Consider the following 12,996-nt stretch of genomic DNA (forward strand, 5'->3'; position numbering starts at 1 on the left):
GTCACTTCTCCGCGACGACCGGCTCGAGCATCTCCCGCAGCCGTTCCTCGTCGAGGGCGGTCAGCGAGCGGGCCGCGATCCTCCCGTCCCGGTCCAGGACCAGGGTGGAGGGGACGGCCTGCGGGTTGAGGGTGCCCTTCTCGAAGCGGAGCATCAGCTTGCCCGTGGGGTCGTACAGGCTCGGGTAGGGGATGCCGAAGTCCTTCTCGAAGGCGAGGGCGGCCGTGGTGCTGCCGTCCCGGGTGTTGATGCCGACGAACTGCACGTCCTGGTCGGCGTACTCCTTGGAGACCTTGGCGAAGTACTTGGCCTCCGCGCGGCACGGGTTGCACCAGGAGCCCCAGATGTTGAGGACGACGACCTTGCCCTTGTGGTCGGCGACGTCGAGCTGCTCGCCCTCGAGGGTCTTCCCGGACAGCTCGGGCGCGGCGACCCGCTTGCCCGCGGGGACCGTGGAGATGCCGTCGGTGCCGGCGACGAAGTTGGTGTTGCCGCCCCCGCCGGACGTCCCGCCCGAGCCGCACGCGGAGACGAGCAGTGCGGCCGCGGCGGCGCCGGCGGCCAGGACGGCGCGGCGGCGGACACGGTGCGAGCTGTGGTCGGCCCGGTTCGAGCGCTGGGGGGCGCGGCTGGCGGCACTCATGTGAAAAGTTTCGCATGTCCGTTCCGGGGATCTTGCGCACCCCCCGCGCGGGCGGGAACCCGCACATCAGGCGGCGTTCTCGGCGCCCTTCCCGGTGGTGCCGGCGTCCTTCCCGAACGCCTTCCAGCCCCCGGCCGGTTTCTGCCCGACGTCCAGGGTCCGCAGCCGCTCCAGCACCTCGGGCCGCTGCGCGTCCAGCCAGTCGGTGAACTGCCGGAAGGAGACGAGCCTCACGTCGCCGCCCTTCTCCTTCTCCCGCGCGATGTGCTTGAGGGCTTCCTCCACGGCGTCCATGTAGATGCCGCCGTTCCACTGTTCGAAGTGGTTGCCGACGAAGAAGGGCGCCCGGTTGGTCTCGTAGGCCCGTTCGAAGCCGGATATGTACGCCCGGGTCGCCTGCCGCCGCCAGCCGGGGTGGTGGCGGGCGGGCGCGTTGGTCGAGTTGACCGACTGGTTGGCGAGGATGTTGTAGTCCATCGACAGGACCTCGAAGGAGCGGCCGGGGAACGGTATCTGCTGGAGCGGAAGGTCCCATATGCCCCGCTTCTTCGACGGCCAGACCTGGCGGCCGCCGGGCGAGGAGGCGTCGTAGCGCCAGCCGAGCTCGCGGGCGGTGGGCAGCAGGTTGTCCTGGCCGAGCAGACACGGCGTGCGGCCGCCGACGAGCTCCTTGTCGTAGTCGAAGGGGAGCGGCTCCAGGTCGGTCCAGCCGGAATTGGTCCGCCACTCCTTCACGAAGGACTTGGCCTGCTCGATCTCGCTGCGCCACTGCTGCGGCGTCCAGGTGCCGACGCTGCCGGAGCCGGCGCAGAAGTGGCCGTTGAAGTGGGTGCCGATCTCGTGCCCCTCGAGCCAGGCGCGGCGGAGGTTCCTCAGCGTGTCCTTGATGTGGGCGTCGGTGAGGTAGCCGATGTCGGAGGCGCCGCGCGGGTTGTTCGGGGGGTCGTAGAGCCGCTTCTTCGACTCGGGCAGCAGGTACAGGCCCGAGAGGAAGAAGGTCATGGACGCGCCGTGCTCCCTGGCGAGGTCCAGGAAGCGCGGGAAGAGGCCGTTGCCGACCTCGCCGGCCCCGTCCCAGGAGAAGACGACGAACTGCGGCGGGGTCTGCCCCGGCTCCAGCGGCACCGGCGCCCCGGGCTGGTGGGGCTGCCGGCCGGTGAAGGAGGTGGAGCCGTCGCCGATCGGGCGGACCGTCGCCGTCGGCTCCGGCTCCGGCTCCGGCGTTCCGCTCCGGCGGGAACCGCCGGGGCGGCCGGCGCCGTCCGGGGCCCCGGAGCCGCCGCAGCCGGTCAGCGGGACCGCGGCCGCGGCCCCCGCCCCGAGCCCGAGCACTCCCCTGCGGGTGAGACCGCGCATGGCAATCCTGTTCGTCGCGTCCTCTGGTGGTCACCCCTTCAGAGGACGCGACGGAGCGGGAGGTTCCCGCCCCGTGCGGAGGTTTCGCGACGGAGTTCGAGCGGGATCCTCCGCGTCGGGCCCCGCGGGCCGCCCTACGCCCCGAAGGCCTTGCCCTTCCCCTTCACCGGCTTGGCGCCGGCGAGCAGGTGCGCCGGGACGAGATCGCGGGCCGGCTCGCTGTAGCCGACGGAGACGATCCTGTCCCCCTGGTAGGTGAAGGTGGTCAGCGAGGCGAGCGTGCACTGCCGCTTGCGCGGGTCGTGCCACAGCCGTCGCTTCTCGACGTAGGACCGCACGATCCAGATCGGCAACTGGTGGCTGACCAGCACCGCCTCGTGTCCGCGCGCCGCGTCCCTGGCCGCGTTCAGCGCGCCCATCATGCGGACGACCTGGTCGACGTACGGCTCGCCCCAGGACGGCTTGAAGGGGTTGACGACGTGCTTCCAGTTGGCCGGGCGGCGCAGCGCGCCGTCGCCGATGCCGAAGGTCTTGCCCTGGAAGACGTTCTCCGCCTCGATCAGCCGCTCGTCGGAGGCGATGTCCAGGCCGTGCGCCTTGGCGATGGGCTCGGCCGTCTCCTGCGCCCGCTCCAGCGGGGAGGCGACGACGTACGTGACGTCGCGGGAGGCGAGGTGCTCGCCGACCCGGTCGGCCATGCGCCGGCCCAGCTCGGAGAGGTGGTAGCCGGGGAGACGGCCGTAGAGGACGCCGTCCGGGTTCTCGACCTCGCCGTGCCGCATCAGGTGGACGACGGTGACGTCCTTGTTCTCCGGGGTGCTCACGCGGTCGCCTCCGCTGCCGCCCGGGCCGCCGCCGGGAGGGCGTCGGCGATCCGCTGGACGGCCCGCTCGTCGTGCGCGGTGGACACGAACCAGGACTCGAAGGCCGACGGCGGCAGGTAGACGCCGTTCTCGAGGAGCGAGTGGAAGAACGCGGTGAAGCGGAACGACTCCTGCGCCTTGGCGTCGTCGTAGGTGCGCACCGGGTTCTCGGTGAAGAACACCGAGAACATGTTGGAGGCGTTCTGCAGCGTGTGCGCGACGCCCTCCTTGGTCAGCGCCTCGGTGACGAGGGACCGGATCTGCGCGGAGACGGCGTTCACCTTCTCGTACGCGGCGTCGTCGAGCAGCCGCAGCTGGGCGAGCCCGGCGGCGGTGGCGACGGGGTTCCCGGAGAGGGTGCCGGCCTGGTAGACGGGACCGGCCGGGGCGAGGTGGCCCATGACGTCGGCGCGCCCGCCGAAGGCCGCGGCCGGGAAGCCGCCGCCCATCACCTTGCCGAAGGTCATCAGGTCGGGGCGGACGCCGTCGACGCCGTACCACCCTTCCCGGCTGGTCCGGAAGCCCGTCATGACCTCGTCGGAGATGTACAGCGCGCCGTTCGCGGCGCAGGCGTCCTTCAGCCCCTGGTTGAACCCGGGCAGCGGCGGTACGACGCCCATGTTGCCCGGCGACGCCTCGGTGATCACACAGGCGATCTCGCCCGGGTGCGCGGCGAACGCGGCGTGCACGGCGTCCAGGTCGTTGTAGGGCAGCACGATGGTGTCGCCGGCCTGGGCGCCGGTGACGCCGGGCGTGTCGGGGAGCGCGAACGTGGCGACCCCGGAGCCCGCGGAGGCGAGCAGCGAGTCGACGTGGCCGTGGTAGCAGCCGGCGAACTTGACCACCTTGGTGCGCCGCGTGAACCCGCGGGCCAGCCGGATCGCCGACATGGTGGCCTCGGTGCCGCTGGACACCAGCCGCACCTGCTCCAGCGGCTCGATCCGGGCGACCATCTCCTCGGCGAGCGCGACCTCGCCCTCACCGGGCGTGCCGAAGGACGTGCCGCGCGCGACGGCCTCCCGCACGGCGGCGATCACCTCGGGGTGCGCGTGCCCGAGGATCATCGGGCCCCAGGAGCAGACCAGGTCGACGTACTCGCGTCCGTCGGCGTCGGTCAGGTACGGGCCGCTGCCCGACACCATGAACCGGGGCGTGCCGCCGACCGCGCGGAAGGCGCGGACCGGCGAGTTCACGCCGCCCGGCGTGACGGCCGCGGCACGGTCGAACAGCGCCTGCGAGACCGGGGCTTCGTATGAATATGGCAGTTCGCTCATGACCTGCGACTTCTCCGACCTTCTCCGACATTCCGGGAGCATCCCGGCTCCGGGTGCGTATGACGTGTCCAGGGTAGGCCAGGGGCGGACCACGGCACCCGGCCCCCGATCGGCCGTGATCTGCGAAACTGGCGTCTGATACACACAGCTCGCACGGCCGGGACCGGCCGGAGGCTGCGGGCATCCCGCGGGCAGATGTTCCACCGTACGTTTCGGCGGGCGGCCGTGGGGGAGGTCACTGACACGATGATCGGGTTGCGCGGCGGGGGCCACGCGTCCTAGAAAAGCAGTCGGGTGGAGATATGCATCGCGGTGGCGGACTGGGCGAGGGGACCGATGACCTGGGTCCTCGACGTGCCCGGCGGGGAAGGCACCGACGCGAGGCGGAGGACACGGACGAGACACGGCGGACACACGGTGGACCGGAGCGGATCGGCCCCCTGAGCGGGGCGGGGAGCAGGAATGGTGGTCGGGTGGGGGTGACGTACAAGTACTTCGGCGCGCCGGACGGCGCCACCGCGGCCCGCGTACCGATCTCGATGCGCCCCGAGGAACTCGGCGGCGACGAGCTCGGCATGAACGGCATGTTCACCAAGATCAAGCCGGAGACCATGGCCGCGATGGTCCTCACGGGCATCGAGGGCGTCCCCCTGCACAAGGTCCCGCCCCTGGAGCTGGTCGTCCTGCACCCCGACTACGCGGTCGTGAAACTCCCCATGACGGTCGTCGACCCGCTGCGCGGCATAGGCGAGGAGGCGGTCGGTGCGGCGGCCTTCATCTGGTCGACGGTCCCGGACCGCGGCGGCCCGCGCGACGCGTTCAACGTCTACCGGCTGCTGCACGAGTGGCAGGACTTCTCGCACCGGCTGCACGAGGCGGGGCATCAGGCGTACTGCCTGGTGTGGCCCTGAGCTGGGGTTCCACTGGTGTCGGGCGGGGTCTTCGGGCCCCGCCCTTTTCCGTCGGCGGTGACCCGGGGCGCGTGAGCCGGCGTACGGTGCGGCGTGCACGTCGTGTCCGGCCGTCAGGAGGCGTCCTGCGGAGCGCGGGCGGAGGGGGCGCCCTTGCCGAAGGCGCGCATGGCGAGGGCGCCGGCCAGGGGGCCGGGGGCGAGGAGCAGGAAGGCGTACTCCCAGCCGACGGCCTCGGCCAGCAGGGGGGTGAGCTGGATGCTGACCACGGTGAGGGCGAAGCCGATCGCGGTCTGGCCGGTGAGCGCCGTGCCGATGTAGCGGTGGTCGGCGACCTCGCTCAGCGAGGTGGAGAACACCCCCGAGTCGGCGATCACGGCGGCGCCCCACAGCGCGCAGAAGGCGAACAGCAGCGGCGCCGGGGCGTGGAAGAGGAGCGGGGAGAGCAGGCAGCACACGCCGCTGAGCAGGAGCGCCGTCAGGGCGGCGGGGGAGCGGCCGAAGCGGTCCGCGCCCCAGCCGCCGAGCAGGCAGCCGGCCGCTCCGCCGAGCCCCATGGCGAGGAACACCGTGATCTCCACCGCGCCCGGGAGCCCTCCCGCGGCGGGGGCCGCCGACAGGAAGGACGGGAGCCAGGTCCACAGGGCGTAGAGCTCCCACATGTGCCCGAAGTAGCCGAGGTTGGCCAGGCGCGGCCCGCGCTCGGTGAACATGGCCAGCGCGTACCGGGGGTTGCGGACGGGAGCGGACGACGCCGCGTGGGGGCCGGGCCGGACGAGGAGCAGGGCGATGCCGGAGCCCGTGAGTCCGGCCGCCGCCGCGGCGAGCAGGACACCGCGCCAGGGCAGGGAGCCCAGCCCGGCGATGAGGTGGGGAAGCGTGGAGCCGAGGGTGAGGGCGGCGATGAGGACGCCCATCGTCCTGCCCCGTCCGGCGCTGCCGGACCACGAGGCCATGAGCTTCATTCCGGTGGGGTAGACCCCGGCCAGGAACATCCCGGTCGTGAAGCGCAGCGGGACGGCGACGGCCGGTCCGTCGGCGACCAGGGCCAGCGCCACGGTGCAGGCGGCGGCCGCCGCGGCACTGGCGGCGAGCAGGCGCTGGGGCGGGACGCGGTCCGCCAGGTTCAGGGCGGTCGAGGCCACGGCCCCGGCGACGAAACCGAGCTGCACGGAGGCCGTCAGCCACACCGCGCCGCCGGCCGTGAGCCCCCAGTCGTTCCGCAGGCCGGGGACCACCGCCGACATGGAGAACCACACGGCGAGGCCGAGCACCTGCACGGCGGCGATCGCACCGCGCTGCGCACCGGCGTGCGCCGCCGCCCCTCCCGGACCGAGCCCTCGCTGCTCCGGCCCGGCCACGGCCGCGGCCGGCCACGTCCGTCCGCCCGTCGGGCCGGTGTCCCGGGCCGTCATGGGGTGCGGAACCCGCGGAAGGTCACCTGTCGGCGGGTCCGGAACCCGATCCGCTCGTAGAGGGCGATCGCGTCGGCGTTCGACTCGGCCACGTGCAGGAAAGGACGTTCCCGCCGTGCCAGGACGCGCGCGACGAGCGCGCGCACCAGGCGTGCGGCGTGACCGCGGCCGCGTGCCTCGGGTGCGGTGCAGACGGCGCTGATCTCGGTCCAGCCGGGAGGCCGCAGCCGTTCCCCCGCCATCGCCACCAGCACGCCCTCCTCGCGGACGCCGAGGTAGGCGCCGAGTTCGTGCGTGCGCGGACGGAACGGCCCCGGCCGGGTCCGTTCGACGAGGTCGAGCATCTCGGGGACGTCCGCGGGGCCCAGTTCGACCACACCGGGGTCGGGCTCGGCACGCGGGTGGTCGGGGCGGTCGTCGCCGGACCAGATCAGCTGGCGGCCTTCGAGGGTGAAGACCGGCTCCCAGTCCGGCGGTGGGAGGGCCGGGCAGCTGAACATGTCGGCGAGCTCTCCCCGGCCGAGCAGCCGGGCCAGGTCGTGCCACTCCGTGGCGTCCGCGGTGGCGGACACGGCGGAGAAGGTCGCGACCGGCGACGGGTAGGCGGCGGCCGCGCCGAGCCGGCGGGCGAGGTGTGCGTGGTGCCCCCTGAGCGACTCGCCCACCGGGTCGTCGAGGACCGCCGTGCCGCGATGACCTGCCACCGTGCTGCACCTTCCGTGTCCTGGGTCGGATCGGCCGCCCGGCACCGTGCGGGGCGACGCCGGCCGGTCCGTGCCGGAGCCGGGACGGCCCGGGCGGCGCGGTCCGGGACGGTCGCAGTCTACGAGGCGGGAGGACGGCCCCCGCACCGGCCGCCCCCCGGGCCGGCGGGCCAACCGGCCGGTGGTGGTGACGCCGCCGGTGACGGCGATGACCTCGCCGACGGTGAGGCCGGAGTCGGCCTCGGGGGCCAGGTGCGCGTACACCGGCGCGATCTCCTCGGGCCGCGCGACACGCGCGAGCGGGCCCGCCGCCCCTTCCGGGGCGCGGCTGCCGCAGGCCGTCACCGCACGAGTGGCGGGACGTCCCGCACCGGCCGCACGCGGCGGGGCGTCAGGGCTCCTGCTGCCGGTTTCGGGCGGCCGTCCGGTCGCGTCCCCAGGCGGCCAGGGGCTCGAGCGCTTCGTTGAGGCGCTCGCCGTCCCCGGTCAGCGAGTACTCGACACGGGGCGGCACCTCGTCGTAGGAGACGCGGCGCACGACGCCGTCCGCCTCCATCTCGCGCAGGTGGGAGGCGAGCACCTTCTCGGTGACGCCCGGGAGCAGCCGGCGCAGCTCGCCGAAGCGGCGGTGGGGGTGTTCGTGGAGCGCCCAGAGGATCAGCACCTTCCACCTGCCGCCGATCACCTCCATCGCGGTGTCGATCCCGCAGACGTGCCCGTCCGGTGTGCTCGGCCGGTTCAGCGTCGTCATGCCCCCACCCCTCCGACGTGCTCGCTCACCCCGGGGTAACCACCCACTCCGAAGTGCGTACTTGATCGCCTCCGGGCCTGCTCCCAGCCTAGTCGGCATGGCACAGAACACCGCTGAGAAGACTCCCGTCACGTTGCTGGGCCTCGGCGCGATGGGCACCGCGCTGGCCCGTTCCTGGCTCGCCGCCGGCCACCCGGTCACCGTCTGGAACCGCACCCCGGCCCGCTCCGCGCCGCTCGCCGCCGAGGGGGCGGAGGCCGCGGACGGCGCCGCCGCCGTCGCGGCGAACACCCTCGTCGTCGTCTGTCTGCTGGACGACGCCTCGGTCGGGGAGACGCTGGCCGGCGTCGACCTGGCCGGCCGGGACCTGGTCAACCTGACCACCACCACCCCGGCCGAGGCCCGGGCCCGCGCCGCGTGGGCCCGTGAGCGCGGTGCCCGCTACCTGGACGGCGGGATCATGGCCGTCCCCCCGATGGTCGGCGTCCCCGAGGCCGGCGGCTACGCCTTCTACAGCGGCTCGCGGGAGCTGTTCGAGCGGCACGAGGAGACGCTGCGCGTACCGCTCGGCACCCGTTACGTCGGTGCGGACTCGGGCTTCGCGGCCCTCCACGACGTGGCCCTGCTCAGCGCCATGTACGGGATGTTCGCCGGGGCCGCGCACGCCTTCGCCCTGATCCGCAAGGAGGACGTCGACCCCGCGTCGCTCGCCCCGCTGCTCGCCGACTGGCTCGTCGCGATGGCCCCCTCCGTGCACCGGACCGCCGAGCAACTGCGCAGCGGCGACTACACCGAGGGGGTCGTCTCCCACCTCGCCATGCAGGTGGCCGGCACGCCGACCTTCCTGAGGACCGCCGAACAGCAGGGCGTCAGCCCGGAACTGCTCGCCCCGTACTTCGCGTTGATGCGCCGCCGCCTGTCCGAGGGCAGCGGCGAGGAGGACCTGACGGGCGTGGTCGACCTCCTCGTGCGCTGACCGACGTCCCCCGCCGCACCGCGGCACCCGGTGCCCGCGGGCGCCGCTCACTCGTCCGCCGGTCGTCCGGCCACACCGCCCACACCGCCCACCGTGAACCCGGTCACCGTCCCCCCGCCCTCCCGCCGGAAGGCGTACGGCGCCCCGCCGTGGGCGAGGGCGACCTCCCGGACGATGGACAGGCCGAGCCCCGAACCGGGCAGGGAGCGGGCGTCGGCGGCGCGGTAGAAGCGGTCGAAGACACGGGTCAGGTCGCCGTCGGCGATGCCGGGGCCGCGGTCGCGCACCTCCACCCGGACCGTGCCGGGGCGCGCCGGGCCCGTGACGCGGATCTCGACGGGGACGCGGCCGTCCCGGTCGAACTTGACGGCGTTCTCGACCAGGTTGGACAGCGCCCGCGTGAGCATCCCGGGCCGTCCGTCGGTGGTGGTGTCGCCGCTCGCGTCCACCACGATCTCCCGTCCGGTGCGGCGCCGGGCGAGTCCCGCGACGTCCTCGGCGATGTCCGCGAGGTCGACCCGTTGCGGCGGCTCGGTGTCGGACTGCCCGGCCGCGAGGTCGACCAGCTCGTTGACCAGGTCGGTCAGCTCGCGGGCCTCCTGGGTGAGATCGGCGACCAGTTCCTCGCGGGTGCCGGGCGGCAGTTCGTCGATGCGGCGCAGCAGGGAGATGTTGGTGCGCAGCGAGGTGAGCGGCGTACGCAGCTCGTGCCCGGCGTCCTGGACCAGCCGGCGCTGGTCCTCCTCGGACTGGGCGAGCCGGCCCAGCATCCGGTCGAAGGCGCGGCCCAGGCGCCCCACCTCGTCGTAGCCGGCGACGGGCACCTGGATGCCGAGCCGGCGGGTGCGGGCGACGACCTCGGCGGCGTCGGTGAGGACGACCAGACGGCGGGTGATGCGCCGGGCCAGCCACCAGCCGAACAGCCCGGCCCCGACCACCACCGCCGCCATCAGGATCAGCGTGCGCCGCTGGAGCGCCCGCAGCAGGTCCTCGGTGTCGCTGAACTCCTGCGCGACCTGCACCGCGCCCCGCTCACCGCCCAGCGCGACGGTCGCCACCCGGTAGACGTCGTCGCCGACGTCGACGTCCGCGTGCACGACCACCCGCCCCGCGGTCGCGGCGCCCGCGATCCGCCGGTCGGCGTCGACCACCGGCAGCCCCGGGTTGCCGGGGTCGACGACGTCGCCGTCCGGCCCGAGCACCTGCACGTCGGTGCGCGCGGGCCGCACCAGGTCGTGGCCGGGCGCGGCGGAGGAGAAGTCGTGCGGCGCCATCCGGTTCTGCCGGACCTCGCCGCGCAGGTCCTGCACCACCTCGTCGAACACGGACTGCTGGTCCACCCGCACCAGCCGGGCGGCGGCGTTGTACGAGAGGATCCCGACCAGGACGGTGACGGTGGCGGTGACCGCGGCGAACGCCACCGCGAAGGTGGTCCCCAGGGACAGCAGCCGCAGCCGTCTGCGGGAGACCGGCCGCCCGTACGACACTCAGCCCTCCCGCAGCACGTAACCCACTCCGCGCACGGTGTGGATCAGCTGCGGCGCGCCGGGCTCGTCGAGCTTGCGGCGCAGGTAGCCGACGTAGACGGCGAGGTTCTTGGAGCCGGGGCCGAAGTCGTAGCCCCAGATGCGGTCGTAGATGGTGGAGTGGTCCAGGACGATGCCCGCGTGGCGAATCAGCAGCTCCAGCAGTTCGAACTCGGTGCGGGTCAGCTCCAGCTCCCGCCTCCCCCGCCAGGCCCGGCGCGCCTGCGGGTCCATGCGCAGCCCGGCCGCCTCCAGGAACCGGCCGGAGGTGTCCGGCTCCGGCTCCGCCAGGGGCTCGGGGGCCGGTGCCGCGGGGGCCGCCCGGCGCAGCAGCGCGCGCAGCCGGGCGAAGACCTCCTCGACGTCGAAGGGCTTGACGACGTAGTCGTCGGCGCCCGCGTCCAGTCCCGCGATCCGGTCGGCGGTCTCCACCAGCGCGGTCAGCATCAGCACCGGTGTGCGGTCGCCCTCGGCGCGCAGCACCCGGCACACCTGGAGCCCGTCGATGCCGGGCATCATCACGTCGAGGACCAGGATGTCGGGCCGGCCGCGGTGGGCCTGCGCGAGGGCCTCGACGCCGTCGGCGACGGCCGTGACCCGGTAGCCCTCCAGGGTGAGGGCGCGTTCCAGGGCATTGCGGATGGCGCGGTCGTCTTCGGCGAGCAGAACGGTGTGCGGCACGTGCCCAGTGTGCCAACCCCCGCCGTCCCGCGGCCCCGGCGGACTGCGCCGGGGACCGCTTCTTACCCGTGTCTCACCCGGTGGGCCGCAGTGCGGCGAGCCGTTCCTCGAACGGGGTGACCTCCTCGAAGGTGTCCTTCCGGGGCCGCGGGCGGACGGTGGACGCTCCGGCCGTCAGCGCCGCCAGCTCCCCCGCCGCGCGCTCGATGCGGCCGTCCAGGCCCTCCGCGCCCCAGTCCTCCGAGGCGGCGTAGACCCCGGTGGGCACGACGACGGCCCCGAGGTGGGAGAAGAGCGGGCGCAGCGCGTGGTCCAGGACCAGGGAGTGGCGGGCGCTGCCGCCGGTCGCGGCGATCAGTACCGGCTTCCCGGTCAGGGCGTCCGCGTCGGTGCCGCCGAGCGCGTCGAAGAACGACTTGAACAGCCCGCTGTAGGAGGCCGAGAACACCGGGGTGACCACGATCAGCCCGTCGGCCGCGGTCACCGCCTCGAAGGCCTCGGCCAGCGCCCGGCCGGGGAAGCCGTGGGTGAAGGTGTGCGCGATCTCCACGGCGAGCTCGCGCAGCTCGATCACCCGGACGTCGGCCGGGGCCTGCGCGGCGGTGGCGGTGGCGAGGCGGTCGCCGAGCAGCCGGGTGGAGGACGGCAGGCTCAGTCCCGCCGAGACGACGACGAGCTTCATGCCCGTGCCCCTTCCTGGGTCTTGGCGCCGGCCAGCAGCGAGGCGTGGGTGGGCGCGTCGGGCACGCCGGCCGGGCGGCGGGCGGCGAATTCCTTGCGCAGCACCGGTACGACCTCCTCGCCGAGCAGGTCGAGCTGTTCCAGCACGGTCTTCAGCGGCAGCCCGGCGTGGTCCATCAGGAACAGCTGGCGCTGGTAGTCGCCGGCGTAACTGCGGAACGACAGCGTCTTCTCGATGACCTGCTGCGGGGAGCCCACGGTCAGCGGGGTCTGCGCGGTGAACTCCTCCAGCGACGGCCCGTGCCCGTAGACCGGCGCCACGTCGAAGTAGGGGCGGAACTCGCGCACCGCGTCCTGGCTGTTCCTCCGCATGAACACCTGACCGCCCAGGCCGACGATCGCCTGCTCGGGGGTGCCGTGCCCGTAGTGGGCGTAGCGGGTCCGGTACAGCTCGACCATGCGCCGGGTGTGGTCGGCCGGCCAGAAGATGTTGTTGTGGAAGAAGCCGTCGCCGTAGTACGCGGCCTGCTCGGCGATCTCCGGGGAGCGGATCGAGCCGTGCCAGACGAACGGCGGCACCCCGTCCAGCGGGCGGGGCGTGGCGGTGAAGCCCTGCAGCGGGGTGCGGAACGTCCCCTCCCAGTCCACCACGTCCTCGCGCCACAGCCGGTGCAGCAGGGCGTAGTTCTCGATCGCGAGGTTGATGCCCTGGCGGATGTCCTGCCCGAACCAGGGGTAGACCGGGCCGGTGTTGCCGCGGCCCATCATCACATCCACCCGCCCGTCGGCCAGGTGCTGGAGCATCGCGAAGTCCTCGGCGATCTTCACCGGGTCGTTGGTGGTGATCAGCGTGGTCGAGGTCGACAGCACCAGCCGCTCGGTGCGGGCCGCGATGTAGCCGAGCATGGTGGTCGGCGAGGACGGCACGAACGGCGGGTTGTGGTGCTCGCCGGTGGCGAAGACGTCCAGGCCCACCTCCTCGGCCTTCAACGCGATGGCGACCATGGCCTTGATCCGCTCGCGCTCGGTCGGCGTACGTCCCGTGGTCGGGTCGGGCGTGACGTCCCCGACACTGAAGATCCCGAACTGCATGGCCGCTCACCCTCCAGGTTGTTGACGCAAATACAACCAGTTTTACCGTACCAAAACCGATCTTGATGAATCCATCAACCAGGTGGAGCACACGCTGATCGAAGCCTTTTTATTGGTATTCAT

General features: G+C 73.4%; 13 protein-coding genes. 2 read left to right on the forward strand and 11 right to left on the reverse strand.

Annotated features, from left to right (window positions below; genetic code table 11):
• Window position 1: 1 nt before the first annotated feature.
• The 4 genes from ABTY20_RS10175 to hemL form a co-directional block, all read right to left on the reverse strand.
• Window positions 2–643 carry a TlpA family protein disulfide reductase gene (locus ABTY20_RS10175; protein ID WP_351996512.1) on the reverse strand — a complete coding sequence of 214 codons (642 nt, stop codon included), beginning with the start codon at window positions 641–643 and terminating at the stop codon, window positions 2–4.
• A 66-nt stretch (window positions 644–709) separates the two neighbouring features.
• Window positions 710–1,999 carry a polysaccharide deacetylase family protein gene (locus ABTY20_RS10180; protein WP_351996513.1) on the reverse strand — a complete coding sequence of 430 codons (1,290 nt, stop codon included), beginning with the start codon at window positions 1,997–1,999 and terminating at the stop codon, window positions 710–712.
• A 134-nt stretch (window positions 2,000–2,133) separates the two neighbouring features.
• The gene (locus tag ABTY20_RS10185) at window positions 2,134–2,823 is read right to left on the reverse strand and encodes a histidine phosphatase family protein (protein WP_351996514.1); all 690 of its coding nucleotides are present in this window, start codon (window positions 2,821–2,823) and stop codon (window positions 2,134–2,136) included.
• Window positions 2,820–4,136 (reverse strand): glutamate-1-semialdehyde 2,1-aminomutase, encoded by a 1,317-nt coding sequence (hemL, locus tag ABTY20_RS10190; RefSeq protein WP_351996515.1) that lies wholly within the window; start codon window positions 4,134–4,136, stop codon window positions 2,820–2,822. The genes ABTY20_RS10185 and hemL overlap by 4 nt, the downstream gene beginning before the upstream one ends.
• A gap of 302 nt (window positions 4,137–4,438) precedes the next feature.
• On the opposite strand from hemL, the gene ABTY20_RS10195 reads away from it, so the two are divergent.
• Window positions 4,439–5,047 carry a hypothetical protein gene (locus ABTY20_RS10195; RefSeq protein ID WP_351996516.1) on the forward strand — a complete coding sequence of 203 codons (609 nt, stop codon included), beginning with the start codon at window positions 4,439–4,441 and terminating at the stop codon, window positions 5,045–5,047.
• A 113-nt stretch (window positions 5,048–5,160) separates the two neighbouring features.
• On the opposite strand, the gene ABTY20_RS10200 is transcribed toward ABTY20_RS10195, so the two are convergent.
• From ABTY20_RS10200 to ABTY20_RS10210, 3 genes are all read right to left on the reverse strand, one after another.
• Window positions 5,161–6,462: an MFS transporter gene (locus ABTY20_RS10200; protein ID WP_351996517.1), complete on the reverse strand. Its 1,302-nt coding sequence runs from the start codon at window positions 6,460–6,462 to the stop codon at window positions 5,161–5,163.
• Window positions 6,459–7,166 carry a GNAT family N-acetyltransferase gene (locus ABTY20_RS10205; protein ID WP_351996518.1) on the reverse strand — a complete coding sequence of 236 codons (708 nt, stop codon included), beginning with the start codon at window positions 7,164–7,166 and terminating at the stop codon, window positions 6,459–6,461. Before ABTY20_RS10205 ends, ABTY20_RS10200 begins: the two co-directional genes overlap by 4 nt.
• 391 nt (window positions 7,167–7,557) lie before the next feature.
• Window positions 7,558–7,917 (reverse strand): winged helix-turn-helix transcriptional regulator, encoded by a 360-nt coding sequence (locus ABTY20_RS10210; protein ID WP_351996519.1) that lies wholly within the window; start codon window positions 7,915–7,917, stop codon window positions 7,558–7,560.
• A 97-nt stretch (window positions 7,918–8,014) separates the two neighbouring features.
• Between ABTY20_RS10210 and ABTY20_RS10215 the strand changes: the two genes are divergently transcribed.
• Window positions 8,015–8,893 (forward strand): NAD(P)-dependent oxidoreductase, encoded by an 879-nt coding sequence (locus ABTY20_RS10215; RefSeq protein WP_351996520.1) that lies wholly within the window; start codon window positions 8,015–8,017, stop codon window positions 8,891–8,893.
• A gap of 47 nt (window positions 8,894–8,940) precedes the next feature.
• Here ABTY20_RS10215 and ABTY20_RS10220 read toward each other — a convergent pair whose 3' ends face one another.
• The 4 genes from ABTY20_RS10220 to ABTY20_RS10235 all read right to left on the reverse strand — a co-directional run bounded on the left by ABTY20_RS10220 (window position 8,941) and on the right by ABTY20_RS10235 (window position 12,873).
• Entirely contained in the window at window positions 8,941–10,380 is a 1,440-nt protein-coding gene (locus ABTY20_RS10220) for a HAMP domain-containing sensor histidine kinase (RefSeq protein WP_351996521.1), read from the reverse strand.
• Window positions 10,381–11,100 (reverse strand): response regulator transcription factor, encoded by a 720-nt coding sequence (locus ABTY20_RS10225; RefSeq protein ID WP_351996522.1) that lies wholly within the window; start codon window positions 11,098–11,100, stop codon window positions 10,381–10,383. It abuts the gene before it with no gap.
• A gap of 73 nt (window positions 11,101–11,173) precedes the next feature.
• Window positions 11,174–11,782, reverse strand: coding sequence for an FMN reductase (locus tag ABTY20_RS10230; RefSeq protein WP_351996523.1), 609 nt, complete (start codon window positions 11,780–11,782; stop codon window positions 11,174–11,176).
• Window positions 11,779–12,873, reverse strand: coding sequence for an LLM class flavin-dependent oxidoreductase (locus ABTY20_RS10235; RefSeq protein ID WP_351996524.1), 1,095 nt, complete (start codon window positions 12,871–12,873; stop codon window positions 11,779–11,781). The genes ABTY20_RS10230 and ABTY20_RS10235 overlap by 4 nt, the downstream gene beginning before the upstream one ends.
• Window positions 12,874–12,996 lie beyond the last annotated feature (123 nt).

This window comes from Streptomyces sp. NPDC126497, assembly GCF_040302425.1.
Lineage (GTDB): Bacteria > Actinomycetota > Actinomycetes > Streptomycetales > Streptomycetaceae > Streptomyces.

Excerpts from the sequence above, each read along its gene's own strand:
- ABTY20_RS10175 (WP_351996512.1), bottom strand. The coding sequence starts at position 643 with ATGAGTGCCGCCAGCCGCGCCCCCCAGCGCTCGAACCGGGCCGACCAC.
- ABTY20_RS10180 (WP_351996513.1), bottom strand. The coding sequence starts at position 1,999 with ATGCGCGGTCTCACCCGCAGGGGAGTGCTCGGGCTCGGGGCGGGGGCC.
- hemL (WP_351996515.1), bottom strand. The coding sequence starts at position 4,136 with ATGAGCGAACTGCCATATTCATACGAAGCCCCGGTCTCGCAGGCGCTG.
- ABTY20_RS10195 (WP_351996516.1), top strand. The coding sequence starts at position 4,439 with ATGCATCGCGGTGGCGGACTGGGCGAGGGGACCGATGACCTGGGTCCT.
- ABTY20_RS10200 (WP_351996517.1), bottom strand. The coding sequence starts at position 6,462 with ATGACGGCCCGGGACACCGGCCCGACGGGCGGACGGACGTGGCCGGCC.
- ABTY20_RS10210 (WP_351996519.1), bottom strand. The coding sequence starts at position 7,917 with ATGACGACGCTGAACCGGCCGAGCACACCGGACGGGCACGTCTGCGGG.
- ABTY20_RS10215 (WP_351996520.1), top strand. The coding sequence starts at position 8,015 with ATGGCACAGAACACCGCTGAGAAGACTCCCGTCACGTTGCTGGGCCTC.
- ABTY20_RS10230 (WP_351996523.1), bottom strand. The coding sequence starts at position 11,782 with ATGAAGCTCGTCGTCGTCTCGGCGGGACTGAGCCTGCCGTCCTCCACC.
- ABTY20_RS10235 (WP_351996524.1), bottom strand. The coding sequence starts at position 12,873 with ATGCAGTTCGGGATCTTCAGTGTCGGGGACGTCACGCCCGACCCGACC.